This is a genomic window from Streptomyces zaomyceticus, from assembly GCF_014656215.1.
GTDB classification, from domain to species: domain Bacteria; phylum Actinomycetota; class Actinomycetes; order Streptomycetales; family Streptomycetaceae; genus Streptomyces; species Streptomyces zaomyceticus.
In genome coordinates this window covers 334,883-361,089 of sequence record NZ_BNBZ01000001.1, presented here as the reverse complement: position 1 = coordinate 361,089, position 26,207 = coordinate 334,883, and the positions used below count along the sequence as shown (strand labels likewise).

The 26,207-nt window shown below is 72.1% G+C and carries 20 protein-coding genes; 9 read left to right on the top strand and 11 right to left on the bottom strand.

From position 1 onward, the window contains the following. Positions 1-3 precede the first annotated feature (3 nt). The 5 genes from IE311_RS01580 to IE311_RS01560 all read right to left on the bottom strand — a co-directional run bounded on the left by IE311_RS01580 (position 4) and on the right by IE311_RS01560 (position 5,781). Positions 4-894 (bottom strand): carbohydrate ABC transporter permease, encoded by an 891-nt coding sequence (locus tag IE311_RS01580; RefSeq protein ID WP_189829659.1) that lies wholly within the window; start codon positions 892-894, stop codon positions 4-6. A gap of 3 nt (positions 895-897) precedes the next feature. Continuing rightward, positions 898-1,779 carry a carbohydrate ABC transporter permease gene (locus IE311_RS01575; RefSeq protein ID WP_229901676.1) on the bottom strand — a complete coding sequence of 294 codons (882 nt, stop codon included), beginning with the start codon at positions 1,777-1,779 and terminating at the stop codon, positions 898-900. Positions 1,780-1,912: 133 nt separating this feature from the next. Continuing rightward, on the bottom strand, positions 1,913-3,259 hold the full coding sequence (locus IE311_RS01570) for an ABC transporter substrate-binding protein (RefSeq protein ID WP_189829657.1): 1,347 nt from the start codon (positions 3,257-3,259) through the stop codon (positions 1,913-1,915). A 63-nt stretch (positions 3,260-3,322) separates the two neighbouring features. Then, positions 3,323-4,537, bottom strand: coding sequence for an ROK family transcriptional regulator (locus IE311_RS01565; protein ID WP_189829656.1), 1,215 nt, complete (start codon positions 4,535-4,537; stop codon positions 3,323-3,325). A gap of 164 nt (positions 4,538-4,701) precedes the next feature. Further along, positions 4,702-5,781, bottom strand: a complete 1,080-nt coding sequence (locus IE311_RS01560) for a mechanosensitive ion channel family protein (RefSeq protein ID WP_373313722.1) — start codon at positions 5,779-5,781, stop codon at positions 4,702-4,704. A 238-nt stretch (positions 5,782-6,019) separates the two neighbouring features. On the opposite strand from IE311_RS01560, the gene IE311_RS01555 reads away from it, so the two are divergent. Next, a complete protein-coding gene (locus IE311_RS01555; protein ID WP_189829654.1) occupies positions 6,020-6,583 on the top strand; it encodes an HNH endonuclease in 564 nt (187 codons plus the stop codon). A 52-nt stretch (positions 6,584-6,635) separates the two neighbouring features. On the opposite strand, the gene IE311_RS01550 is transcribed toward IE311_RS01555, so the two are convergent. After that, complete coding sequence (locus tag IE311_RS01550) at positions 6,636-9,809, bottom strand: beta-N-acetylglucosaminidase domain-containing protein (RefSeq protein WP_189829653.1); 3,174 nt, start codon at positions 9,807-9,809, stop codon at positions 6,636-6,638. Between the two features lie 233 nt (positions 9,810-10,042). Here IE311_RS01550 and IE311_RS01545 point away from each other — a divergent pair, with 233 nt between their 5' ends. From IE311_RS01545 to IE311_RS01535, 3 genes are read left to right on the top strand one after another with little or no spacing between them, the layout of a single operon-like run. Then, positions 10,043-10,243 (top strand): hypothetical protein, encoded by a 201-nt coding sequence (locus IE311_RS01545; RefSeq protein ID WP_189829652.1) that lies wholly within the window; start codon positions 10,043-10,045, stop codon positions 10,241-10,243. Between the two features lies 1 nt (position 10,244). After that, complete coding sequence (malQ, locus tag IE311_RS01540) at positions 10,245-12,344, top strand: 4-alpha-glucanotransferase (RefSeq protein WP_189829651.1); 2,100 nt, start codon at positions 10,245-10,247, stop codon at positions 12,342-12,344. Between the two features lie 20 nt (positions 12,345-12,364). After that, complete coding sequence (locus IE311_RS01535; RefSeq protein ID WP_189829650.1) at positions 12,365-12,592, top strand: hypothetical protein; 228 nt, start codon at positions 12,365-12,367, stop codon at positions 12,590-12,592. 73 nt (positions 12,593-12,665) lie between these two features. Here the strand turns inward: IE311_RS01535 and IE311_RS01530 are convergent, their stop codons facing one another. After that, on the bottom strand, positions 12,666-13,172 hold the full coding sequence (locus tag IE311_RS01530; RefSeq protein ID WP_189829649.1) for a MarR family winged helix-turn-helix transcriptional regulator: 507 nt from the start codon (positions 13,170-13,172) through the stop codon (positions 12,666-12,668). Positions 13,173-13,306: 134 nt separating this feature from the next. Between IE311_RS01530 and IE311_RS01525 the strand changes: the two genes are divergently transcribed. The 4 genes from IE311_RS01525 to alc are packed head-to-tail and all read left to right on the top strand — an operon-like array spanning position 13,307 to position 17,460. Beyond that, positions 13,307-14,278 (top strand): EamA family transporter, encoded by a 972-nt coding sequence (locus tag IE311_RS01525; RefSeq protein WP_189829648.1) that lies wholly within the window; start codon positions 13,307-13,309, stop codon positions 14,276-14,278. Positions 14,279-14,283: 5 nt separating this feature from the next. Further along, complete coding sequence (locus tag IE311_RS01520) at positions 14,284-15,327, top strand: DMT family transporter (protein WP_229901659.1); 1,044 nt, start codon at positions 14,284-14,286, stop codon at positions 15,325-15,327. Positions 15,328-15,337: 10 nt separating this feature from the next. Beyond that, the gene (locus IE311_RS01515) at positions 15,338-16,264 is read left to right on the top strand and encodes a LysR family transcriptional regulator (RefSeq protein ID WP_189829647.1); all 927 of its coding nucleotides are present in this window, start codon (positions 15,338-15,340) and stop codon (positions 16,262-16,264) included. Positions 16,265-16,323: 59 nt separating this feature from the next. Further along, positions 16,324-17,460 (top strand): allantoicase, encoded by a 1,137-nt coding sequence (alc, locus tag IE311_RS01510; protein ID WP_189829646.1) that lies wholly within the window; start codon positions 16,324-16,326, stop codon positions 17,458-17,460. Between the two features lie 131 nt (positions 17,461-17,591). On the opposite strand, the gene pepN is transcribed toward alc, so the two are convergent. From pepN to IE311_RS01490, 4 genes are all read right to left on the bottom strand, one after another. After that, positions 17,592-20,168 carry an aminopeptidase N gene (gene pepN, locus IE311_RS01505; protein ID WP_189829645.1) on the bottom strand — a complete coding sequence of 859 codons (2,577 nt, stop codon included), beginning with the start codon at positions 20,166-20,168 and terminating at the stop codon, positions 17,592-17,594. A 161-nt stretch (positions 20,169-20,329) separates the two neighbouring features. Further along, positions 20,330-21,349 carry an aspartate-semialdehyde dehydrogenase gene (locus IE311_RS01500; protein ID WP_189829644.1) on the bottom strand — a complete coding sequence of 340 codons (1,020 nt, stop codon included), beginning with the start codon at positions 21,347-21,349 and terminating at the stop codon, positions 20,330-20,332. 166 nt (positions 21,350-21,515) lie between these two features. Further along, complete coding sequence (locus tag IE311_RS01495) at positions 21,516-24,836, bottom strand: S8 family serine peptidase (RefSeq protein WP_189829643.1); 3,321 nt, start codon at positions 24,834-24,836, stop codon at positions 21,516-21,518. 174 nt (positions 24,837-25,010) lie between these two features. Continuing rightward, a complete protein-coding gene (locus IE311_RS01490) occupies positions 25,011-25,553 on the bottom strand; it encodes a CGNR zinc finger domain-containing protein (RefSeq protein ID WP_189829642.1) in 543 nt (180 codons plus the stop codon). 131 nt (positions 25,554-25,684) lie between these two features. Here IE311_RS01490 and IE311_RS01485 point away from each other — a divergent pair, with 131 nt between their 5' ends. Further along, positions 25,685-26,140, top strand: coding sequence for a VOC family protein (locus IE311_RS01485; RefSeq protein ID WP_189829641.1), 456 nt, complete (start codon positions 25,685-25,687; stop codon positions 26,138-26,140). The last annotated feature ends 67 nt before the right edge of the window (positions 26,141-26,207 follow it).

Sequence of the window (26,207 nt, the reverse complement as noted above, 5' to 3'; positions counted from 1 at the left end):
GATTCAGCCCTTCACTCCGGTCAGTGTGACTCCCTCGACGAACGCCTTCTGGGCGAAGAAGAAGACGAGGATCACAGGGGCCATGACCAGGACGGTCGCGGCCATGGTCAGATTCCAGTCGGTGTGGTGCGCGCCCTTGAAGGACTCCAGGCCGTAACTGAGCGTCCAGGCGCCCGGGTTCTCCGAGGCGTAGATCTGCGGCCCGAAGTAGTCGTTCCAGCAGTAGAAGAACTGGAACAGGGCGACGGCGGCGATGCCCGGCTTCGCCATGGGCAGGACGACCCGGATCAGGGTGCGGAACTCGCCGCACCCGTCGATCCGCGCGGCCTCGACGTACTCGTTCGGGATCGTCAGCAGGAACTGGCGCAGCAGGAAGATGGCGAACGCGTCACCGAAGACCATCGGGATGATCAGCGGCCACAGCGTGCCGGAGAGGTCCATCTGCTTGGCCCAGAACAGGTACATCGGGATGATGACGACCTGCGGCGGCAGCATCATCATCGAGATGACGAGCAGCAGCGACAGGTGCCGGCCGCGGAAGCGGAACTTGGCGAGCGCGTACGCCACGGGTATCGAGGACACCACGACGAGGACGGTGCCGAGACCCGCGTACAGCAGGGAGTTCTTCCACCAGGTGAGGAAGCCGGGCGTCTCGAGGACCCGGACGTAGTTGTCCCAGTGCCAGGAGTTCGGCGTCAGGTCCCGGGTGAGCGCCTGCTGGTCGCTCATCAGGGAGGTCAGGAGGACGAAGACGAACGGGAGCACGAAGAACAGGGCCGCGGCGATGCCGAGCGAGTGCACGGCGATCCAGTGCAGCAGCGATCTGCGGCGGGCCTTCTTTTCGGCGGGGCTCGCCGCGAGGCGGGCGGGGTCGGGAGCGGTTGCGGTCGTCATGTGTCAGTCACCCGAGCCGATCAGGCCGCCGCGCCGGCGCATCAGGAGCGCGGTGAAGGCCATGGAGAAGGCGAAGAGCACCAGCGCCACGACGCAGGCGGCGCCGTAGTTGAACTGGCTGAAGCCGAGGTTGTAGACCAGCTGCGGGAGGGTCAGCGTGGAGTCGTCCGGGTAGCCGGGGACGAAGACCTCGCCGGAGCCGCCCATCTTCCCCGAGGCGACCTTCGCGGCCACGATCGGCTGCGTGTAGTACTGCATCGCGCCGATGACCCCGGTGACGACCGCGAAGAGCACGATCGGCGAGATGTTCGGCAGGGTGATGAAGCGGAACCGCTGCCAGGGGGACGCGCCGTCGAGTTCGGCGGCCTCGTACTGCTCCTTGGGTACGTCGAGCAGGGCGGCCATGAAGATGACCATGAGGTCCCCGACGCCCCACACGGCGAGGACGGTCAGCGCGGGCTTGGACCAGTCGGCGTCGTTGAACCAGGAGGGGGCGGGGACGCCGACCGCCTCCAGGAGCGAGTTGACCGGTCCGGTGCCGGGGTTGAGCAGGAAGACGAAGGCCAGTGTGGCGGCCACCGGCGGTGCCAGGTACGGCAGGTAGAAGAGGGTGCGGAAGACTCCGGCGCCCGTCTTGATCTTGGTGATCAGCATGCCGACGCCGAGGCCGAAGAGCACCCGGCAGGCGACCATGACGACGCCGAGCCAGAGGGTGTTCCGCAGGGCCGGCCAGAACTGCGGGAACTCGGTGAAGACGTACGTCCAGTTCCCCACGCCCCGCCATTCCGGCGGGTTGAGGCCGTCGTACTTCATGAAGGAGAAGTACAGCGTGGAGACGAGCGGATAGGCGAAGAAGACGCCGAATCCGATCAGCCAGGGCGACATGAACGCCAGGGTGCGGAGCGCGTTGCGCCGGCGCTTGTGCCGCAGCGTGTTGCGTCCCCCGGGAGAGGGGGCGGCCGGGGCGGCCGCCTCCTTCGCGGGCAGGGTGTCCGTGCTCATGGGTGGGTTCCGGCCGTCACTTCGCCGCGGCGATGTCGCGGTCGATCTGGGCCGCGGTGTCGGCGAGACCCTTCTTCAGGTCCGTGACCTGCCCCTTCTCGTACTGCTGGGCGAACTTCTGGAGGGTGTCCTGGTAGGCGGAGCCGTTGACCGCGCCGTCCGAGGTGGTGGAGGCGGGGTGCCGGGCGATGTCCAGGAAGGTCTTGAAGCGCTCGTCGAACTTCAGGTTCGGCGACTTCAGCGCCTCCAGGGTGGAGGGGACGTTGCCGATGCCGTTGGCGAAGCTCACCACGGCGTCGGTGTCCGTGGTCATGTACTTGACCAGCTCCCAGGCCGCGTTCTGCTTCTTGCTCTGCGGGGCGATGCCCATGATCGTGCCGGAGAGGTAGCCCTTGCCGTACTCGGCGATCTCGTCGTCGGCGACCGGCAGCGGCGCGACGCCGACGTCGAACGTCACCTTCGCCTCCTTGACGAAGTTCAGCCGCCACTCGCCGTCCAGCTGCATGGCGACCTGGCCGGTGTGGAAGGGGTGCTTGGCGCCCCACTCGTCACCGAAGGAGGTGCGGTACCTGTCGAGCTTCTGGAACCCGCCCAGGGCGTTCACCAGGGACTTCTGGTACGTCATCATCTCGGCGAACGCCGGGTCCTTCGCGACGTTCGACGAACCGTCGGCGCCGAAGTACCCGCCGTGCTTCCACTGCGACATGTAGTGGGAGACGACGGTCTCGTAGCCGAGGTAGTTCGGCATGAAGCCGACCTGCTCGTAGGAGTCGCCCTTGGCCTTGGTGAGTGCCTTGGCGACCTCGGTGAACTGGGACCAGGTCTTCGGCGGGGCCTCGGGGTCGAGGCCGGCCGCCTTGAACGCGTCCTTGTTGTAGAAGAGGCCGTACGCGTCGGAGAGCAGCGGCAGGGAGCAGCGCTTGCCCTCGAACTGCGTGTACGACTGGAGGACCTTCGGGAAGATCTTGTCCAGGTCCAGCTTGTCCTTCTCGATGAAGGGCTTGAGGTCGGCGAGGGCGCCCGAGGCGCAGAACTTGCCGACGTTGGCCGTCGTGAAGGAGGAGACGACGTCCGGGCCGTTCGACCCGCCCGCGCGCAGCGCCTGGCCCAGCTTGTCGTCGTTGATGTTGCCGACGACCTTCACCTTGATGTTCGGGTGGGCCTTCTCGAAGCGGGCGACGTTGTCCTGGATCGCCTTGACCTCGGCGGGCGCAGACCAGCCGTGCCAGAAGGTGATGGTGGTCTCGGCCTTGGGGTCGTCGGAGGCCGCGTTGTTCGCGGAGCCCGTACAGGCGGAGGCGAAGAGGGCGATCGAGGCGGTGGCGGCGAGCGCGGCGGCTGCTCTGCGCGGACGTACGGGCATGACGGTGTCTCCCTGTGGCGAGGGCTTGCGGGGCAAGGGGCGGGGCGTGGGGCGGGTGGTGGGTCAGCGCGAGGTGTCGAAGACCTCGTCGCGCGTGGTCGCGAGGGCGCTTTCGAGGGCGCCGCGCAGCACGGGGTGCCGGGACACCGCGGCGAGGACGAGCCGTGGCCGGGAGGCGGCGAGGTCGGCGAGTTCGGACTGGACGCGGGCGCGGAGCGGTTCGCCGCCGGCGACCAGGGCGGGGCCCGACAGCACGACGAGTTCGGGGTCGAGGACCGCGACGATCGAGGCGAGTCCGGTGGCGAGGCGCTCGGCGTACCGGTCGAGCAGCTCCGCGTACCGGGGGTCCTCGGTGTGCGCCTCGACGGCGTGGGCGAGCAGCCTGGCGGCGACCTCCACATAGGGCTGCTCGGGGGTGTCGATCCCGGCGGCGCGGGCGATCCGGGGCACGGCCTGGACGCCCGCGAGTTCCTGGAAGCCGCCGGAGTTGGCCTTGGTGACCTGTCGTACGAGCGGGGTTCCGGGCACGGGCAGGAAGCCGACCTCGCCGGCGCCGCCGGTGAAGCCGCGGTGCAGCCGGCCGCCGAGGACGAGGGCGGCGCCCATGCCCGCCTCGTTCCACAGCAGGGCGAAGTCCGCGTGGCCGCGGGCGGCGCCGACGCGCTGTTCGGCGACGGCGACGAGGTTGACGTCGTTCTCGTACTCGAACGGCATGGGCAGGACGGCGGCCAGCTCCTCCAGGAGGGTGGGGGAGTGCCAGCCGGGCAGGTGGGAGGCGTACCGCAGGCGCCCGGTCGCGGGATCGAAGGCGCCGGGGGTGCCGATGACCATGCGCCGGACGTCCTCGCGGGTGATCCCGGCCGCCTTGACTGCCCCGTCGAGGGCGTCGGTGACCTGACGTACGACGCCGGACGCGGTGCGGCCGGGGGTGCGGAGCTCGTATTCGCCGACGATCTCGCCCGTGATGTCGGCGACGGCGGCGTGGATACGGGACTGGTTGACGTCGAGTCCGGCGGCGTACGCGGCGCGCGCGTTCACCGTGTAGAGCTGGGCGTTCGGTCCTGGCCGGCCTTCGGTGGTGCCGGTGGCGACGACGAGCCCGGCCGCTTCGAGGCGGGCGAGCAGCTGGGAGGCGGTCGGCTTGGACAGGCCGGTGAGCTTGCCGATCCGGGTCCGTGAGAGGGGGCCGTGCTCCAGGAGCAGGTCCAGGGCGGCACGGTCGTTCATGGCGCGCAGGACGCGCGGGGTTCCGGGGGTTCCCGGAGTCGTACCGGCCATGAGGTCGCACCTGCCCTCGTACGGTGGAGCACTGTTAGGAAAGTTTCCTATTCGGTGGGAGGAAAATAAGGCGGCCGTCACGGGGGCGTCAATACCCGGGCACGCGAGACGCCCCCGAAGGCAACCAAAGCGTTACCCGCGGGGGCGTCAGGACGCGCGCGTCGTTACTTGTGGAGATCCGGCTTCGGCAGCGGGGTCGCCGCCGCGGACTGCGGCGAGGTCGCCGAGGAGAAGGCCGACGGGGCCGCCATGCCCGCGGTCGGGTCGGCGGGCGACTCCTCGGCCTGCGCCGGGAGCCCGCCGACGATCCGGATACCGGCCGCGTCCAGGCCCAGCTTGATCCGCCAGCGCAGCTCGCGCTCCACACCGAGCGCCTTCCCCGGCATCGTCTTCGCCGAGACCCGGACGGTCATCGAATCGAGGAGCACCTCGTTCAGCCCGAGCACCTCCACCGGGCCCCACAGACGCTCGTTCCACGGCTCTTCCTTCGCCATGGACTCCGCGGCCTCGACGATCACGGCCCGCACCCGCTCCAGGTCCTCCGTCGGCCGGACCGTCACGTCCACGCCCGCCGTCGCCCAGCCCTGGCTGAGATTTCCTATCCGCTTGATCTCGCCGTTGCGCACGTACCAGATCTCGCCGTCCACACCGCGCAGCTTGGTCACCCGCAGGCCGACCTCCACGACCTCGCCCGAGGCCACGCCGGCGTCGACCGAGTCACCCACGCCGTACTGGTCCTCCAGGATCATGAAGACGCCCGAAAGGAAGTCCGTCACCAGGTTCCGGGCACCGAAACCGATCGCCACACCGGCCACACCGGCCGAGGCGAGCAGCGGCGCCAGGTCGATCTTGAAGGCGCCCAGGATCATCAGCCCGGCGGTGCCCAGGATCAGGAACGACGCCACCGAACGCAGCACCGAGCCGATCGCCTCCGAGCGCTGCCGACGGCGCTCGGTGTTGACGAGGAGACCGCCCAGGGCAGTCCCCTCCACCGCCTGCGCCGAACGGTTCATCCGCTCGATCAGCTTCGTCAGGGCGCGGCGGACCGCCATCCGCAGGAGCAGCGCGACGATCAGGATCAGCAGGATGCGCAGACCGGTGTTCAGCCAGGTGGACCAGTTCTCCTCCACCCAGCTCGCCGCGTTCGTCGCCTTCTCCGCCGCCTCGTCCAGGGTCACCGGAATGGGCTCGGGTTCGGTGGCAGCCGCCAGGGCGGACCAGGACACGGGACAACCTCCAGGCATCGCGGACGCAGACCATCCACAGTAACGGGGCGTCGGACATGGTCCCGTTGTCCTGTTCGAGGGAGAGACGGACCTCACCCGGGCAAAGACAAGGGAGACATGCCGATGTGGTCGAGAACACGCCGGGCCCGTCACCCCGATCCCGGTACGTGGTGGCGGTCCGGCCAGGCATGAGGAGAGACTGAGAGCAGTTCGTCCCGGCGCGAGCCACGCGCCGCCGGCGTCATAGGAGGCATCCGTGCCGCATGTCCTGGTCCTCAACGCGTCGTACGAGCCGCTCGGCGTCGTACCGCTCCGCCGCGCACTCGTCCTCGTTCTGGAGAACAAGGCTCTCTGCCTCGAGGAATCCGGCGCCTTCCTGCACAGCGAGACCCAAGTCGTCCCCGCGCCCAGCGTGGTGCGACTGAAGCGCTTCGTGCGGGTCCCCTACCGGGGGCCCGTTCCCTTGACCCGCAGAGCCCTTTTCGCCCGTGACGGCGGGCGCTGCATGTACTGCGGGGGTGTCGCGACCAGCGTCGACCACGTCATCCCGCGCAGCCGCGGGGGTACGCACGCCTGGGAGAACGTGGTGGCGGCCTGCCGCCGCTGCAACCACGTCAAGGCGGACCGGCACCTGCGTGAGATCGGCTGGCGGCTGAGCCACCAACCGGCCCCGCCGACCGGCCTGGCCTGGCGGATCATCGGGACCGGACACCGGGACCCCCGCTGGCTGCCGTACCTCCAGCCGTACGGAGCCGAGGATGTGATGGCCCGGATCGACTCCGTCGCCGACGCCCCCGTGAGGGCGCTGACGACGGGTTGAGCCGGGCCTTTCGCGTACGCGGGGGCGGTACGGCACGGGAGCGGCGCACCCCTCAGGGGGCGGGCCGCTCCTCCGGTGTGCCCGCGCCGGCGCCGGACGGCTCCGCGGCGTCCCCCGCCGCGCTCCCCGGGGTGTCCTCCCGCGTGTCCTCCGAAGGCTGCTCCGCCGGCTTGTCGCCGGGCTTGTCCTCCGGCTTCTCCCGCGGGGCCACGGCATACGTCTCCACCGACCAGAGCGAGTAGCCGTACCGGGTCGCCCGCGTCTCCCCCTGCACCCGCAGGAAACGCGTGTCCGCCGCGTCCATCCGGACCGACTCCCGGCCGCCCCGGCCCTCCGCGACGGTCGCCGCCGTACGCCAGACCCGCCCGTCGGCCGAGACCTGGACCCGGTAGCGGGAGGCGTAGGCGTCCTGCCAGTGCAGCACCACCTGCCCTATCCGGGCCGGCTCGGACAGCTCCAGCTGCCACCAGGCGCCGTCCTCCGCCGGGGAGGACCAACGGGTGGCCGGATCGCCGTCCACCGCCGAGGCGGCCGGGAAGTCCGCCGTCTCGTCGCCCGAGGAGGAAGCCGTCGCGGTCCGCGCCAGGTCGGGGCCCGCCGTACGGGGGAAGGCCCGCACGGTCAGCACCCGCTCCTCGCCCGCGAAGGACACCGGCACCCGGTACTCGCCCGCGGGCGCGTCCGGCGCCACCGACACCTTCAGCGGCACGGTCGTCCGCGCGCCGCGCTCGACCACCGCCTGCTCCGGCAGTTCGACCGTGACGCCCTTCGGGGCCTTCGCCGTCAGCGGCCCGCGCACCTCGCCCGCGCGCAGGCCCGACAACTCCACGTCCACCCGCTGCGCCGGGCCGCCGATCTCCGCGTCCGTCTCCGCGCGGGCCAGGTCGAGCCCCGCGCGCGGCCCGTCGGCGAACCAGGGCACGAGCGAGCGCACCTCGGGCGCCGGCCCGTCGCCGCTCCACACGATCCGCAGCGCCTCGGCCCGCAGTCCCTTGAGTTCGGCCTGTGTCCAGCCGGACGCCGACAGCGGGCCGAGCGGCCGCCAGCCCTCGCCCTGGACGTACGCCTCCACGCGCGCGTCGCCGCCCGCGCCCGTCCCGGGCTCGGTCATCACCGTCAGCGCCTCGACGGGCCGCGCCCGGTCGAGCCGCACGGTGTACGAGTCGGTGGCGCGGTCGGCGGGGGCCGCCGGGGTCCGGTCGGCGCCGGTCCAGGCCGTCGCCCGGTCCACCGCGCGCGTGAGGAAGGGATCGAGCACGCCCGCCCCGACCGTCGCCCCGCTCGTGGCGAGCTCCTTCCGCAGCCCTTCGAGGCGCAACTGCGCACGCCAGGCCGCCGCGCCGTCGCCGGCCGTCTGGGCGAGCAGCATGTCGACCGCCGTCTCGCCGGCCAGGCCGTACCGGGAGAGCTGCGCCAGCCAGGGGCCGGTCTCGTCGTCGAGGGTGCCGCCGGCGGTGGCGGCGAGCCGCCCGGGGGCCTCGCGCATCACGGTGAACGCGGCCCGCAGTTCGCGCGCCGCCTTCTCCCGCCGCTCGTCCGCGCCGGCGCCCGTGCTCGTACGCGAGGACCAGAACGCCGTCAGGAGCGGCTTCAGATAGGCCGATTCGCTCCCGGGGTCGAGGACCGAGGAGGAGCCGTTCCCGGCGAGCGCCCGCAGCGCCTCACGGGCGCCCCGCTCCGGGCCCGCGAGGTCGTCGACGGCCGCCTGCCAGGACTCCGCGGGCCGGTAGCCGCGCGGGTTCCACGCGTAGTCGGCCGCGGTGAAGAGCGGGACGCGGGAGGCCGCGGGCTGCTCCATGGCGAGGGCGAGGAAGGCGGCGGAGCCGGCGGCCACGGCAGGCTCCCGGCCCGTGGCGGGGCCGAGGAACAGCCGGTCCTGCGCGTAGTCGTTGACCGGGTAGTTGTCCATGGTGACCAGCGGGTGGCGCAGGGCGCCGCGGGCCTTCGCCAGCTCGCCGCCGGTGATCGTGCGCGGCACGACGCCGACACCGGTCCACGCGACCCGCACGTCCGTGTCGAGGGCCTCGCCGAGCTTCGCGCGGTACGGGGTCGGGCCGTCCTGGTAGTACTCCGTCGGCATCACCGTCAGCGGCTCGGCGTCCGGGTGCCGCTCGGCGAGATGACGCGCGACGGTGTTCGCCACGCGCGCGTGGGCGGCGGCCGCCGCCTCGGGCCCGCGACCGAAGGTGTCGGCGTCCCGGTCGCAGTGCCACTCGTCGTACGAGGCGTCCTGGAACTGGAGCTGGAAGGAGCGCACCCCGAGCGCCCACATCGCGTCGATCTTCCGCGTCAGCGCCGCCATGTCGCCGGCCGAGGACAGACACATGGACTGGGCGGGTGCCACGGCCCAGCCGAGCGTCACATGGTTGGCGCGGGCGCGCGCCGCGAGCGCCCGGAACTCCTCCTGCTGCGCGGCCGGGTAGGGCTCGCGCCACTGCGCGCCCCGGTACGGGTCGTCGCCGGGCGCGTACAGATAGCGGTTCTGCTTGGTCCGGCCGAGGAAGTCGATCTGGGCGAGCCGCTGTTCCGCGGTCCAGGGACGGCCGTAGAAGCCCTCGGTGATCCCGCGTTCGGCCGTGCCCGGCCAGTCGCGGACGACGACACCGGGGATCTCCCGGCCGGTACCGAGGAGCTGACGCAGTGTCTGCGTGGCGTGGAACAGGCCGTCCTCGCCCACCCCGTCCAGGACGACGGTGTCCCGCCCCTGGAGGCGGCCCGTCGCGAGCCGGTAGCCACCGCGGGGCAGATCGATGCGGTCGGGCACGCGCAGGGCGCTCAGCGCGTCCTCGGCGGCCTCCCCGGAGGGTCCCGAGGCCCGGAAGACCGGCCCCCGGCCGGGGAGTCCGGTGTGGACGGTCCGTACCCCGGCGGCCCGCAGCAGCTCGCGCAGGGCGGCGAGGGCGTACGGATCGGCGTCCTCGTCCGCGAGCAGCGTCACCTCGTCCCCGAGGCGTACGGAGGGCCCCGTGGCGGTCAGGGACTGCGGGCGGGGCCAGACGGAGGGCACCCGCGCGGAGGCGGTGTCCGCCGCGGTGGGGGAGGGGGGCGCCGGTGTCGCCGGTGCCGCGGGAGAGGCCGGGGCCGTCGGTGCCCGCGGCGCCGTCGGGGCGAACGGCGCCGTCTTCGGGAGCGTCTGTGCCGAGCCCGGCACCGCGCCGCCGAGGAGGCCGCCGATGACGGCGGCGGCGACGGCCGTCGCGGTGCCCTTCCTGCGCCCCAGGTGCACGGGGTCTCCCTTCGGCCGGGCCGGCCGCTCCGCCGGATGGTAACGAGTGGGTCACGACCCCACCACCCGTCGCACTGAAGTGTCAATGCGACGGGGCGATGTGTCGGCTTTGCCCGGCGCGCCGTCGGCGAGGTGACGTCGCTTCGCCACATTCCGCCGGTAGAACGAGATGCCGTGGGTAGGTCTCAGTCGTTACCCAGGTCCCACCTGTCGAGACGAACCGGGAGACCCCCGTGACCACGACCGCCCCCCACCTCGGACGGATACGGATTCCGGAGCAGTCGGCCCCCGACGGCGAACCGCTGACCAGCGAGCCGCCGCTGCCCGACGCCGCCCCCCTCACCAGCGAACCGCCCCTGACGGTCGCGACCCCCCTCACCAGCGAGCCCACCGCCCCAGGAAGTGCGGGCGGCACGGAGTCCCCCGGAGTGTGAAGTGACCCTGGCCCGTCTCGCCGCCCGTCACGGCGTCGCCACCGCATACCGCCCCTCCGAAGGCGTCACCGTGCCCGTGCCGGACGCGACCGTGGTGGCCGTCCTCGGCGCCCTGGGTGTGGACGCGACCACGCCGGAAGCGGTCGCCGCCTCCCTCGCCGCCGCCGAACGTGCCGACGAGGAGCGGCTGTTGTCCCCGACCCTGGTCCGCCGGCACGGCGAGGAGGCCGTCCGCCCCCCGGCGGACCTGCCGCCCGGCACCCGGCTCCGGATCACCACCGAGGACGGCGACGTCGTCACCGGCCGGAACTGGGAGCGACTGCCCCTCGGCGTCCACACGGTCGAGGCCCAGGCCCCGGACGGCCGCGCGGCCATCGCCACCCTGATCGTGAGCCCCCCGCGCGTGCCCGGGCCCGAGCGGCGCGCGTACGGGCTGCTCGTCCAGCTCTACTCGCTGCTCTCCACCCGCTCCTGGGGGATGGGCGACCTCGGCGACCTTCGCGAACTCGCCACCTGGGCGGGCCGCACCCACGGCGCCGGGTTCATCCAGGTCAACCCGCTCCACGCGGGCGTGCCCGGGGCTCCGAGCGACCCCTCCCCGTACCGTCCCTCCTCGCGCCGCTTCCCGGACCCCGTCCATCTGCGGATCGAGGAGATCCCCGAGTACGCCCTGGTCGGACCCGAGCACCGCGAGGAGCTCGACCGGATCCTCACCGAGGCCGCCGAACTGCGCGAACGGGTCCTCGGCAAGGGGGCCGTGATCGACCGGGACGCGGTGTGGGAGGTCAAGCGGCGCGCCCTCGAACTCGTCGTCGGGAGCGTGGAGCTCGGCCCCGGACGGCGCGCCGACTTCCACGACTTCCTCGCCGCCCGGGGCCGCGCCCTGGAGGACCACGCCACCTACCAGGCCCTCGCCGAGCGGCACGGCCACCACTGGCGCGGCTGGCCCGCGGAACTGCGCACCCCGCGCGCGGCGGAGGCCGTCGTGCGCGACGACCCCGTCCTCGCCGCCCGGGTCGACTTCCACTGCCGGCTGGCCTGGCTGACGGACCGGCAGCTGGCCGACGCCGCCGCGGCCGCCCGCGCCGCCGGGATGGAGGTCGGGATCGTCCACGACCTGGCCGTCGGCGTCCATCCGGAGGGCTCCGACGCCTGGGCCCAGCAGGAGGCCTTCGCGGCCGGGATGTCGGTCGGCGCCCCGCCCGACGCCTTCAACTCCAGGGGTCAGGACTGGGGCCTGCCGCCCTGGCGCCCCGACGCGCTCGCCGCCGCGGGCTACGCCCCGTACCGCGGACTCCTGCGCGAACTCCTGCGCCACGCGGGCGCGCTGCGCATCGACCATGTGATGGGCCTGTTCCGGCTCTGGTGGGTGCCGGAGGGCCACGAGCCCACCGAGGGCACGTACGTCCGGTACGACGCCGAGGCCATGCTCGCCGTCCTGGTCCTGGAGGCCCACCGCGCCGGGGCCCTCGTCATCGGCGAGGACCTCGGCACGGTCGAGCCGGGCGTACGGGAGGAGCTGGCCGGGCGCGGGGTGTTCGGCACCTCCGTGCTCTGGTTCGAGCGGGACTGGGCGGGCACCGGCCGCCCGCTGTCCCCGGGCGACTGGCGCGCCGACTGCGTGGCCACCGCCACCACCCACGACCTGCCTCCGACCGCCGCCCGGCTCTCCGGCGACCACATCGCCCTGCGGCACCGGCTCGGCCTGCTCTCCGGCGACCTGGAGCGCGAACGGGCGGCGGACGCGGCCGAGACCGCCGAGTGGCTGGGCCTGTTCCAGCGGAGCGGGCTGCTCCCGGAGGGCCCGGGGGACGAGGAGACCGAGATCGGGGCCGTCCACCGGTTCCTGCTCGCCACTCCGGCCCGGATGGTGGGGGTGTGGCTGCCGGACGCGGTGGGGGACCGCAGACCGCAGAACCTGCCGGGCACCTGGGACGAGTACCCCAACTGGCGGCTGCCGCTCGCGGACGCGGACGGCCGGCCGCTCACCCTGGAGCGGCTCGCCGCCTCGCCCCGGGCGCACGCCCTGCTGCGCGAACTCCGGACCCGTACGAAGGGCCCCGACGCCCGTACGGCACCCCCGGGCGCGCGGGCCGATTAGGTGTTCGCTACGTTTGCACCGTGGACAAGAAGAACGCACTGCGCGCCGGCTCGCTCGCGGCCGGTACGACGCTGATGATGCTGCTCATGTCGTCCCCCGCGCTCGCGCTCACCCGCGACGACGGCGACGACCCGGCTCCCAAGCTGTCGGTCATCGAGACCCTCGGCCTGTTCGTGGCCGCACCGCTGGTGCTTTTCCTGGTCATCATCGGCCTGGTGATGGTGCTCGACAAGTCCAAGAAGGCCTGACCGCCTCCTCCTCCGCTTCGCCGAGGGCGCCGCACGGTACGACATACCGTGCGGCGCCCTCGCGTGCGTTCCCTCAGGCGGTCGTCGCGAGCAGCTTGCGCAGCAGTCCGGTCAGCTGTGCCGCCTCCTCGGCGGTGAGCGCGCCGTCGAGAGCCGCCCGCTGCTCCGCGAGGCCGGCCCCGACCGCCTGGTCCACCAGTTCCCTGCCGCGCTCGCTGAGGGTCACCCGCAGCCCGCGCCGGTCGTTCGGGTCGGGGCTGCGGGTGAGCAGCCCGGCCTTCTCCAGCTTGTCGAGCCGGCCGGTCATCCCGCCGGTGGTGATCATCAGCGTGGCGGTCAGCTCGCGGGGTGAGAGCGTGTACGGCTCCCCCGAACGGCGCAGGGTCGCGAGCACGTCGAACTCCCCGAGAGCCATGCCGTAGGGCGCGTACGCCTTGTCCACCTTGCCGCGCATGGCGTTGGACAGCCGGTAGATCCGCCCGAAGACCGCCATGGGGACGGTGTCCAGGTCCGGGCGTACGGCTGCCCACTGGTCGGCGATGGCATCGACGGCGTCGTGGGCGGGGGTCTTCGTGTCCATGGCTCCAGTGTTCCCTTCTCTCCTCCTCGATGGCAACCAAGCCACTTGCAAGTAAGTAGCTTAGTGGTAAGTTAATTACCGCCAAGCCAGTCCCGCACCCGCGGTACCGGCATCCGCATCGAGGGGGAACCGTCATGTCACGCAAGGCAGCCGTCGTCGCGCTGACCGCCCTGGCCCCGATCTCCTGGGGCTCCACCTACTTCGTCACCACGGAGTTCCTGCCGCCCGACCGGCCGCTCTTCACCGGCCTGATGCGCGCCCTGCCCGCCGGGCTCCTGCTCCTGGCGCTCACCCGCAAGCTCCCGCGGGGCGCCTGGTGGTGGAAGTCCGCCGTCCTCGGAGCCCTCAACATCGGCGCGTTCTTCCCGCTGCTCTTCCTCGCCGCCTACCGGCTCCCCGGCGGAATCGCCGCCGTCGTCGGCTCGGTCGGCCCGCTCTTCGTCGTCGGCCTCGCCGCCCTCCTCCTCGGTGAGAAGCCCACGGTGAGGACCCTGCTCACCGCCGTCGCCGCGGCCTTCGGCGTCAGCCTCGTGGTCCTCAAGGCCGGGGCGGCGTTCGACACGGTCGGTGTGCTCGCCGGACTGCTCTCCGCCCTGTCGATGTCGGCGGGCGTCGTCCTCACCAAGCGCTGGGGCCGCCCCGAGGGCGTCGGCGCCCTCGCGCTCACCGGCTGGCAGCTCACCGCGGGCGGCCTGGTCATCCTGCCGATCGCCTTCCTGGTCGAGGGTGCCCCGCCGGCCCTGACCGGCACCCACCTGGCCGGCTACGCCTACCTCGCCTTCGGCAACACCGCGATCTCGTACTTCCTCTGGTTCCGCGGCATCGAGCGGCTCGGCGCCTCCTCGGTCACCCTCCTCGGGCCGCTCTCGCCGATCGCCGCGGCGATCATCGGCTGGGCGGCGCTCGGCCAGGCGCTCGGCCCGGTGCAGCTGCTCGGCATGGCGATCGCCTTCGGCGCGACCCTGGTCGGTCAGACGGCGCCCCGTACTCCGAAGGGGTCAGGCGCGAAGGCCCCCGCTCCGGAAAGCATCAAACCGTTCAGCTCAGCTGAAAGGAACGGTCAGGAAGTTTCGATGGACCTGGAGGTTTCGGGGGTGCGACGGTAGGCGGCATGAGCCCGATCACCGCCCGCCACCCGACCGCGACCACCACCGGAACGACTGCCGAAACCGCCGCCGAAACCGCCTCGATCGCGACCACCGCCACCGCCACCGAGTCCGCCTCGACCGCGACCACCGGCACCGCCCCCGAATCCGCCACCGAAACCGTCACCCGGAAGCCGGCGCCCGTCCGAGGCGCCGGCTTCGGCGTGCTCCTCGCCCTGCTCGCCACCGTCGTCTGGTCCGGCAGCTTCGTCGCCGCCCGCGCCCTGCACGACACCGTCCCGCCCGTCCAGGCCGCCTTCTGGCGCTGGATCGTGGCGATCCTCGCCGTCACCCCCTTCGCCGCCCGCGCCACCTGGCGTCAACGGCGCCTGATCCGCCGTCACGCGGGCTTCGTCGTCCTCGCCTCGCTGCTCGGCATCACCGTCTACAACACCCTCGTCAACCAGGCCGGACTCACCACCTCCGCCGGCAACATGGGCATGATCATGGCCGCGTCGCCGGTGGTCATGGCACTCTTCGAGCGGATCGGCGGCGCCCGGCTCGGAGCCCGGCGCGTGACGGGCATGGTGATCGCCTGCACCGGTGTGCTGCTGCTGGTCGGCAAGGGCGCGCCACCGGTCCGGCTCGGCGCCGGAGACCTGTGGATGTTCGCCGCGGCGCTCAGCTTCGCCTCGTACAGCGCCCTGCTCAAGCGCCGTCCGGACGGGCTCGGCGGGTTCGTCTTCCTCTACGCGACCTTCCTCCTCGGTGCCCTGATGCTGCTTCCGTTGTACGTCGTCAGCCTCGCGACCCAGGGCGGCTTCGAGCCCACGACCGGCACCGTCGGCCCGCTCGTCTACGTCGGCGTGCTCTCCTCCGCCGTCGCCTTCTTCGCCTGGAACAAGGCCGTCTCCCTCGTCGGCGCGGCCCGCGCCGGGATCGTCTACTACCTCCAGCCCGTCTGCGTCGCCCTCCTCTCGTACGCCCTCCTCGGCGAACGGCTCGGCCTGCTCGGCGGCGCGAGCATGGCCCTGATCCTCGGCGGAGTGGCGCTGAGCTCGGCCCGATAGGTTGCGCCCCATGACCGAGTGGGACATCAAGAAGCTCCAGATCCTCCGCACCCTGCGTGACCGCGGCACCGTCACCGCGACCGCGGAGGCCCTGCTCATGACCCCCTCCGCCGTGTCGCAGCAGCTCACCAATCTCGCCAGGCAGCTCGGCGTGCGACTCCTGGAGGCCCAGGGGCGCCGGGTCCGGCTCACCGACGCCGCCCATCTGGTGCTGCGGCACGCCGAGGTGGTCTTCGCCCAGCTGGAGCGCGCCGACGCCGAGCTCGACGGCTATCTGCGGGGGGAGGCGGGTCAGGTGCGGGTGGCGGCGTTCTCGACGTCCGTGCCCGCGCTCCTCGTGCCCGCCGTACGGCAGTTGCGGAGCGCCCGTCCCGGGCTCGACGTCCGGATCCGGGAGGCCGAGGCGGCGGAGGCGTACGAGCTGCTCGCGGCCGGCGAGGTCGATCTCGCGCTCTCGCTCGCCGCCCACGCGCCCTCCGCGAACGATCCCAAGTTCAGCCGGGTCCCGCTGCTCGCCGACCCCCTCGACGTGGCGCTGCCCGCCGGGCACCCGCGCGCCGACGCGCCGGGGCTGCGGCTCGCCGACCTCGCGGCCGAGCCGTGGATCTTCGGCGGCTCGGGGCCCTGGTCGGAGATCACCACCGCGGCCTGCGAGGCGGCCGGTTTCGTGCCCGAGCAGGCCCACAGCGCGTCCGGCTGGACGGCGATCCTCGCCATGGTCGAGGCCGGGATGGGGGTCGCCCTGGTGCCCCGGATGGCCTCCGCCGAGCGCCGGGGCGGCGTCGGGGTCGTCATGCGCGTCCTCGCCGCCGACCAGCCGCGTCGCCATGTCGTCGCGGCGGTGCGGCGCGGCGCGGAGGAGGGCCCGGCGGTGGCGCGGGTGCTCGCCGCGCTCCGGCAGGCGGCGACCGAACGGGAAATCGTTCAGCAGAGCTGAAGGTACCTGTCGAAAACATTCGATGGACCCACCAGGTCCTGTGCGCGCACAGTCGACGCATGACCTTCGAGACGGACCAGGACCAGGACCCGCACGCCAACGACGCCGCCCCCTACGCCGGGGGCGACCCGTACGCCGACTACCGCACCGGTGACTTCCCCTTCACCGAGCTGGTCGACCTCGCGGACCGCCGTCTCGGCGCCGGGGTCGTCGCCGCGAACGACGAGTTCTTCGCCGAGCGGGAGAACCTCCTCGTCCGTGAACGGGCCGTCTTCGACCCGGAGCACTTCGGCCACAAGGGCAAGATCATGGACGGCTGGGAGACCCGCCGCCGTCGCGGCGCCGACGCCGAGAACGTCTTCCCTGCCCCCGAGGACCACGACTGGGCGATCGTCCGCCTCGGCGCCCCCGGAGTCATCCGCGGGATCGTCGTCGACACCGCCCACTTCCGGGGCAACTACCCGCAGCGGGTGAGCGTCCAGGCCACCGCCGCGGAAGGCTCGCCGAGCCCCGAGGAGCTGCTCGACGCCACGTGGGAGGAGCTCGTCCCGCCGACCCCCGTCCGGGGCCACGCCGCCAACGGCTTCACCGTCACCGCCGAGCGCCGCTGGACCCACGTCCGGGTCTGCCAGCACCCGGACGGCGGCATCGCCCGCCTCCGCGTCCACGGCGAGGTCGTGCCCGACCCCGAGTGGCTGGAGCTGCTCGGCACCCTCGACCTGATCTCCGTACTCAACGGCGGTTCGTACGAGGACGCCTCGGACAGGTTCTACTCCTCGCCGACGCAGATCATCCTGCCCGGCACCTCCCGCAAGATGGACGACGGCTGGGAGAACCGCCGCCGCCGGGTCCGCGGCACCAACGACTGGGTGCGCTTCCGGCTCGCCGCGCAGGGCGCCGTCCGCGCCGTCGAGATCGACACCGCCTATCTCAAGGGCAACTCGGCCGGCTGGATCGCGCTCCAGGGATGCAACGGCGATCCCTCGGGAGGCGCGGAGTGGTTCGAGATCGTCCCCCGGACCAAGCTCCAGCCCGACACCCTGCACCGCTTCAAGCTGCCCGCCCAGGCCGTCGTCACCCATGTCCGCCTCGACGCCTTCCCCGACGGCGGCGTCGCCCGGATGCGGCTGCACGGGGCGCTCACGGAGCAGGGCGCGGCCGATCTGCGCGCCCGGTTCACGGCGTTCGGCGGCTGACGCGCGGGATCCCCGGACTTCCGCCCGGCGGAGCGGCCGCGCGCCGACGCCCGCCCGCCGGGCGGACCTCACACGGGAGCGAAAGGGCCCCCGGACCGACGGTCCGGGGGCCCTTCCTCACCTCACGGCTGTCACACGGACGCGGCCGCGTCCGCCGCCTGCGCCCGGAGCGCGCGCTCGACGCCCGCGCGGCACTCCGTCACCAGACGCCGCAGCGCCGGGGCCGGGTTGTGCTCGGCGAGCCAGGCGTCCGTCGCGTCCAGCGTCTCCTGCGAGACCTGGAGCGTCGGGTAGAGGCCGACCACGATCTGCTGGACGATCTCGTGGCTGCGGGTCTCCGAGACACCCTTGATCGACGCGAAGTACTTCGCCGTGTAGGGGGCGAGCAGCTCGCGCTGGTCGGTCTGGACGAAGCCGCCGATGACGGCCTCCTGCACGGCGTTCGCCAGCTTGTCCTCCTCGACGACCGCGGTCCAGGCCTCCGCCTTCGCCGCCTCCGTCGGGCGGGCGGCGCGCGCGGTCGCCGCGTGGCGCTCGCCCGCGGCGGTGCGGTCGCGCTCCAGCTCGGCGGCGATCTCCGTCTCGTCGTAGACGCCGGTCGCCGCGAGCCGCTGCACGAAGACCCAGCGCAGCTCGGTGTCGACGGCCAGGCCCTCGATCGTCTCGCGGCCCTCGAGGAGGGCGGCGAGCAGGTCGAGCTGCTGCGGGGTGCGGGCGGTCGTCGCGAAGGCGCGCGCCCACGCCAGCTGGTGGTCGCTCGCCGGCTCGGCCGCCCGCAGGTGCGCCAGCGTCGCGTCGGTCCAGCGGGTCAGTCCGGCCTCGCGCCACTCCGGCGCCGCGTACAGGTCGAGGGCCGCCTTGACCTGGCCCTGGAGCGACTGGACCACGCCGATGTCGGACTCCTTGGCGACACCGGAGAGCACGAGCTCCAGGTAGTCGCGGGTGGCCAGCTCGCCGTCGCGGGTCATGTCCCAGGCCGAGGCCCAGCTCAGGGCGCGCGGCAGCGACTCGGCGAAGTCGCCGAGGTGCGCGGTGACGTTCTTCAGGGACACCTCGTCGAGGCGGACCTTGGCGTACGACAGGTCGTCGTCGTTGAGGAGGACGACCGCCGGGCGGGACGTGCCCACGAGCTGCGGTACGGCGGTCAGCTCGGCGGCCTCGATGTCGAGTTCGAGGCGCTCGGTGCGGACCAGCTTGCCGGCCGCGTCGAGGTCGTAGAAGCCGATCGCGATCCGGTGCGGGCGCAGGACGGCCTCGCCCTTGGCTCCGGCGGGCAGCGCCGGGGCCTCCTGCTTGACGGCGAAGGAGGTGATGGAGCCGTTCTCGTCGGTCTCGATCTCCGGCCGGAGGATGTTGATGCCGGCCGTCTCCAGCCATGCCTTCGACCAGGTCTTCAGGTCGCGTCCTGAGGTCTCCTCCAGGGCGCCGAGGAGGTCGGACAGACGGGTGTTGCCGAAGGCGTGGGCCTGGAAGTAGGCCTGGACGCCCTTGAAGAACTCGTCCTGGCCGACGTAGGCGACGAGCTGCTTCAGGACCGAGGCGCCCTTGGCGTACGTGATCCCGTCGAAGTTGACGAGCACGTCCTCCAGGTCGTTGATCTCGGCCATGATCGGGTGCGTCGACGGCAGCTGGTCCTGGCGGTAGGCCCAGGTCTTCTCCGCGTTGGCGAAGGTCGTCCAGGCGTTGGGCCAGCGGGTGCCCGCCACCGAGGCCTGGCAGGCGACGGAGGTGTAGGTGGCGAACGACTCGTTCAGCCAGAGGTCGTTCCACCACTCCATGGTCACGAGGTCGCCGAACCACATGTGGGCGAGCTCGTGCAGGATCGTCTCGGCGCGCCGCTCGTACGCCGCGTCCGTCACCTTGGAGCGGAAGACGTACTGGTCGCGGATGGTGACCGCGCCCGCGTTCTCCATCGCGCCCGCGTTGAACTCCGGCACGAAGAGCTGGTCGTACTTCGCGAACGGGTAGTCGTACGCGAACTTCTCCTGGAACCAGTCGAAGCCCTGGCGCGTGACGTCGAAGATGTGGTCCGCGTCGAGGAACTCGGCGAGCGACGGACGGCAGTAGATGCCCAGCGGGACCGTCTGCCCGTCCTTCTCGTACGACGAGTGCACCGAGTGGTAGGGGCCGACGATCAGCGCGGTGATGTACGTGGAGATGCGCGGCGTCGGCTCGAACACCCAGATGTCGTCCTTGGGCTCCGGCGTCGGCGAGTTGGAGATCACCGACCAGCCGCTCGGCGCCTTCACGGTGAACTGGAAGGTCGCCTTGAGGTCGGGCTGCTCGAACGAGGCGAAGACGCGACGCGCGTCCGGCACCTCGAACTGCGTGTACAGATAGGCCTGGTCGTCGACCGGGTCGACGAAGCGGTGCAGGCCCTCGCCGGTGTTGGTGTACGCGCAGTCGGCGACGACCTTGAGCTCGTTGCGGCCCTCGACGAGGTGGGGCAGGGCGATCCGCGAGTCGCGGAAGATGACGGCGACGTCGAGCACGCGGCCGTTCAGGACGACCTCGTGCACGGCGGGCGCGACCAGGTCGATGAAGGTCGAGGCACCGGCCTCGGCGGAATCGAAGCGGACGGTGGTGACGGACCGGTAGGTGCCGCCCTCCTGCGCACCGGAGAGGTCCAGTTCGACCTCGTACGCGTCCACGGTGAGCAGCGCTGCCCGCTGCTGAGCCTCTTCGCGGGTCAGGTTTGTGCCAGGCACCCGGTCAACTCCTCGGTTTTGTGATGTTTGGCCCATCCTTCCACGGGGTGTGTCGGCGGCGCACGAGACATTTCCCAGGGCGAACACGGGAGCTCTCCCGGGCGAACGCGCGAGGGCGGCCACCCGTCTCCGGATGGCCGCCCTCGTACCGGTTCGGGGCGTCAGGCGCCCTTGAGCTCGGCCGCGACCAGCTCCGCGATCTGCACGGCGTTCAGCGCCGCGCCCTTGCGCAGGTTGTCGTTGGAGAGGAAGAGCGCCAGTCCGTTGTCGACGGTCTCGTCCACGCGGATGCGGCCGACGTACGAGGCGTCCTTGCCGGCCGCCTGGAGCGGGGTCGGGATCTCGGAGAGCACGACGCCCTCGGCGTCCTCGAGCAGCTCGTAGGCGCGCTCGACGCCGATCGGGCGCTCGAAGCGGACGTTGACCTGGAGGGAGTGGCCGGAGAAGACCGGGACGCGGACGCAGGTGCCGGAGACCTTGAGCCCGGGGATCTCCAGGATCTTGCGGGACTCGTGGCGGAGCTTCTGCTCCTCGTCGGTCTCGAAGGAGCCGTCGTCCACGATCGAGCCGGCCAGCGGGACCACGTTGAACGCGATCGGGCGCTTGTAGACGGCGGGCTCGGGGAACTCGACGGCCTCGCCGTCGAAGGCCAGCTGGTCGGCGTTCTCGGCCACGGCACAGGCCTGGGTGCGCAGCTCGGCGACACCGGCCACACCGGAGCCGGAGACGGCCTGGTAGGTGGTGGCGATCAGCGCGGTCAGGCCGGCCTCCTGGTGGAGGGGCTTGAGGACCGGCATGGCGGCCATCGTGGTGCAGTTCGGGTTGGCGATGATGCCCTTGGGGCGGTCCTTGATCGCGTGCGGGTTGACCTCGGAGACGACCAGCGGGACCTCGGGGTCACGGCGCCAGGCGGAGGAGTTGTCGATCACGACGGCGCCCTGGGAGGCGACCTTCTCGGCGAGGGCCTTGGAGGTGGCGCCACCGGCGGAGAACAGGACGATGTCCAGCCCGGTGTAGTCGGCCGTGGAGGCGTCCTCGACCGTGACACCGTCCACGACGGTGCCGGCGGAGCGGGCGGAGGCGAAGAGCCGCAGCTCGTCGAGCGGGAACGAGCGCTCGGCCAGGATGCTGCGCATGACTGTGCCGACCTGACCGGTGGCTCCGACGATTCCGACCTTCACGGGGACTCCTCCGTACGTATGTGCAGGTTGCTGCCGGTCCATGATGCGTATGTCCCGTGCCACCTTGTCCAATCCATTGTCCAAGGGACGGACGAGTGTCGGGACGCGAAAGGGGCGGGCACCGGTTCCGGTGCCCGCCCCCTTCACCTGCGGGATGCCGCGGGTACTACGGGGTGACGGCGCCGATCAGGACGCTGCCGGCGCCCGCGACGGTGCCGCGGGCGTTGACCAGCTGGACCTCGCCGAAGAACTGACGGCCCTCGGGAGCCGCACCGGCGACCAGGACCTCGGCCGACACCTGGGCGGACGCGCCGTTGGCCAGGGGGTACTTCTTCGCGGCGTCGATCTGGACGGTGCCGAGCGCGGACGAGAAGTACACGTCCTTGTAGTCGTACGTGGTGCCGCCCGCGGCGTGGACCGCGTAGCCGTCGACGACGACGGTGTACGTGCCCGCGGCCGGCTTCACGAGGGAGACGGACTCCTCCGAGTCGCCGTCGGCCGACTGGGCGACCTGGGTGCCGTTCAGGAGAACGGTGAGGTCGAGGTCGGCGGCCTTGTCGGAGGTGTTGCCGATCCCGATGTCGAGCCGCTCCACGCCCTCACCGATGGTGACGGTGCGGGTCTGCGTCTCGTGGTGCTGGATGGTCGGCGTCTCGCTCTTCTGCGAGCCGAGGGAGCCGCCCTTGAGGGTGCCCTCCATACCCGCGAAGCGGTTCGTGACCGTCCACTGGACCGGGGCGGGCGTGCCGATCTTCGCCTCGGCGACCGTCTGGACGGCCGGGTCGAAGTCGGCGCCGAGGACGGAGACACCCAGGGTGTACGGGTTGTCCAGGTCCGGCGACGTACGGCGGGACTCGACCTCGATCTCCCAGACGCCGGGCGTCGGGTTCGGGTAGGACCGCAGGTCCGGGCGGCAGGTGTTCGCCGGGTTGTAGTGCGGGTAGCAGCCCGTGGTGGCGGTCGGGTCGACCGGCACGCCGTACGGGTGGATCGCGATGAAGCGGGTCTGGCTCTTCGCCTTCAGACCGGCCAGCGAGATCTCCAGCGTCTTCGCGCCCGCGGGCACGGTGACGAAGTAGTGCTTGGTGCTGTTGCGCTGCACCGAGCCGGAGGCGGAGAAGCCGTAGCCCGGGGCGGCCAGGTCGCTCGCGACGATCGAGGTGGCGAGGATCTGCTTGTCGACGCCCTCGGTGCGCTCGTCGTCGGCCTCCAGGATGACGCTGTGCGCGCCGGCGGTGGCGGCACGGGCCTGGAGCTTGACGGTGACCGGCTTGTTCAGCGGCAGGTCGATCTCGTCGTCGCCGAGGATGCGGAAGGTGCCGTCGTTGTACTTGAGGTCGAGCTCGTGCTCGATCGACCGGTTCGGGCCGCTCGTGCGCGTGATCGTGACGTCGTAGACGCGCTTCTGGCCGACCTTGAGGTCACCCTCGCGGTCGTACACACCGGTGCCGGTGTGCGGGGCCGGGAAGATCGCGGTGTCGACCGGGGCCTCGACCTTGTAGTCGTGCGCCGTGGCGCCGTCCTTGATCGACTCCCAGGCCTCCTCGATGTCGATGCGGCCCGAGCCCTGCTCGTGCGCGGCGACACCGGGGATGCGCTGCGCGGTCGAGGTGAGGGCGGTGCGCAGGGTCAGCGGCGAGAGGGCGATGCCCTTCTGCTTCGCGGCCGAGAGCAGCAGCGCGCTCGCGCCCGCCGCCTGCGGCGAGGACATCGAGGTGCCGTTGAGCATGCCGTAGCCGGCGGGCAGCGCGTAGCCGGACTCGGGAACACCGGCGCCGGCCAGCCAGGTCGGGATGGTGTTCACGGACGAGCCGGGGGCGGTGATCGTCGGGGTGAAGCCGCCGTCCTCACGCGGGCCGCGCGAGGAGAAGGGGAACATGGCGTACTTCTTCTCGACGGCCGAGCCGTAGTTGGCGGCCCAGGTGTCCTTGGAGACGGCCGCGCCCACCGAGATGACCTTGTCGGCCAGCGAGGGGTCGCCGATCGTGTTGATGCCGGGGCCCGAGTTGCCGGCCGAGATGACCAGCTGGACGCCGTAGGTGTCGATCAGGCGGGTGTAGAGGCGCGAGCGGACGTTGTCGCCGTCGTTCTGCTGCGGCAGGCCGCCGATCGACATGTTGACGATGTCGACGCCGCGGTTGACGACGAGGTCCGTCATGCCCTCGGTGAGGGCGGTGTTGGTGCAGCCGCCGGTCCAGGTGCAGGCGCGCGAGGAGACGATCTTCGCGCCGGGGGCCGCGCCGTTCATCCGGCCGCCGAAGAGGCTGTTGGCGGCGGTGATGCCGGCGACGTGCGTGCCGTGGGAGGACTCGACGAGACCGACGTTGACGAAGTCGCGCTTCTGGCCGACCCAGCTGCCGCCGTACGGGTCCATCGGGACGTCCTTGCGGATCTCCACGACGAACGGGGTCTTCTCGACGACCTCGGTGGTCGCGTTGTCGGTACCGAAGTAGCCGACCTGGTTCCCGTCCTTGTACGGCTTCATCGGAGCGTTGTCCGTGAAGTCGTTGTTCTGGTCGGTGTCCACACGGACGGTGCCGGCCGCCGGGTCGTACAGCAGGCCGAAGACGTCGGTGGTGTCGCCGTCGCGGTTGATGTCACCGGCCGGGTCGCCGCCCGCGGTGACCGCCTCGGCGAAGCGGCTGAACTGGTAGGAGCCCTCGGGCGCCTTCCAGCTCTGCGAGGCGGCGGTGAAGACCGGGCCCGCGACCGGGGCGTTCTGCACACGCCAGGTGGCGTCGCTCTCGGTGATCGGGTCGGTGGCGGTGACCCAGTCGACGATCTTGCGCTCGCCGGTGGTGGTCTTCTGGAGCGCCGGGTGACCGAGGTCGACACCGGAGTCCAGGATGCCGATGGTCACGCCGCGGCCGTCGGCCTTCGGGTGGTCCTCGACGAAGTCGACCGCGCCCGTCTCGTGCGACGGGTTGTACGGGTTCTTCGCCGGGGTCTTCTTGCTCGGCGCCGGGTACGTCTTCGTGACCGTGGTGCCCTCGACACCGCCCGAGGCGGCGCCCGCGTCCGGCGTCGGGTCGTCCAGGGGGATCTCGGCCTGGAGGTCGACGGACTGGACGGAGGACAGCTTCGTGGCGGCCTTGATGGCCGCCTCGGCCTTGGCGGTCGGCAGGGTGGCGCGGACGTAGCCGAGCGCGTCCTGCTGCTTGCCGACCGAGGCGCCGGCGACGGCGTCCAGCTGGGCGGCGACCTGCTCGGTGGCACCGGGCACGGTGGCGACGAGGACGGTGACGTTCTTCTCGCCGCCGGCCTGCGCCTCGATGAGCCGCTGGGCGTCGATGGTGCCGAGCTTGTCGGCGGAGTCCGAGGCCTTGACCGGGGGAGTGACCGCCGGGTCGTCGGCGGCGAGCACGGGCGCGGCGCCGGTCGCGACGAGCGCGGCGACGAGACCGGCGGCGGCCGCGATGCGCGCCGCACGTCTGTGCCCGTGTGCGGAGCGCCCGGGTATGGCGCTCCCAGTTTCGGGTGTGGTCATGAGCATCCCTGTTTGTGAAAGAGAGGGTCCGGATATCGGTGCCGGAAGACCGCTCAGCCTTTCGCAAATGACAGGGGTTTGTGGAGAGTTGCCGGTGACCGGGTTTACGCCGCGGCACAAACCCGCCAGCGCGCCCAATGCGTCACAGGGGACGAACCCGCCTCAACCGGGGCGTCAGTTCTCCTTCGTTCGGGCGTAGTGACGGGAGGCCTTGGCGCGGTTGCCGCAGATCGCCATCGAGCACCAGCGGCGCGTGCCGTTCCGCGAGGTGTCGAAGAAGTGCAGAATGCACGCTTCGTGGGCACAGGCCCGGATGCGGTCCGGGGCGTCGCGCAGCAGATCGAGGTAGTCGCGGGCGGCCGTCCAGCCGGGGCCCCAGGCGGGGTCCGCGAACTCGGGCCGCTCGCCGGGGCCCTCGGCGGTGAGTGTGGCCCGGATGCGGCCGTGGTCGAGCACGGCGTCCACGCGGGCGGTGGCGGCGGGGTCGCCGGGCCGGTCGACGAGCGCGGCGAGCGCGTCCCGGGCGGCGAGGGTGTGGCGCAGGGTGGTGGCGTCGGCGGTGAACCGCTCGCGCAGGCCGTTGGCGGTGAGCCAGACGGCGAGGCCCTCGACCCCGGTGAGCAGGTCCTGGCGGACGCCCTCCTCGTTCCAGCGGGTGTTGAGGAGGTCCAGGGAGACGGGCTCGCCGGTGAGCGGCCGTGGGTCGGTGGCGGTCATGCGGTGAATCCTCCTCGGTGAACTAACCCCTCAAGAGTACGTGAGCGGTTGACTCCTCTCACGCCTAACCCTTAAAGTCGAATTAAGAGGTTAGCCCGAGAGGGGTCGACCGCGCCAGGGAGAGAACCGTCATGACCGCGATCGGCACACTCGCCACCCACCACGTCGGCCTCAACGTCACCGACCTCGACCGCTCGCTCGCCTTCTACGGAGAGGTCCTCGGCTTCGAGACCCTCGGCGAGGGCAAGGAGGGCGACAGCCGCTTTGCCTTCCTCGGACAGGACGGCCGCCTGGTCCTCACCCTCTGGCAGCAGGCCGGCGACGCCTACGCCCCCGGCCGCGCGGGCCTCCACCACCTCGCCTTCGAGGCCGAGTCCCTCGACCACGTACGGGCCGCCGAGGCGGCGCTCACCGCCCGCGGCGCCACCTTCGCCCACGAAGGCGTCGTGGCCCACCACGAGGGCGCGGCCTCCGGCGGCATCTTCTTCCACGACCCCGACGGCACCCGCCTGGAGATCTCCGTCCCCCGGGGCGCGGAGGGCGCCGAGGCCCCCTCGGGTTCCGCCCCCACCTGCGGTTTCTTCTAGGCCGTCCCTTCCGGATCCCACTCGACCGGCGAGATCCGGAAGAGGCGGCCCGGCCGACCCCGTCCCC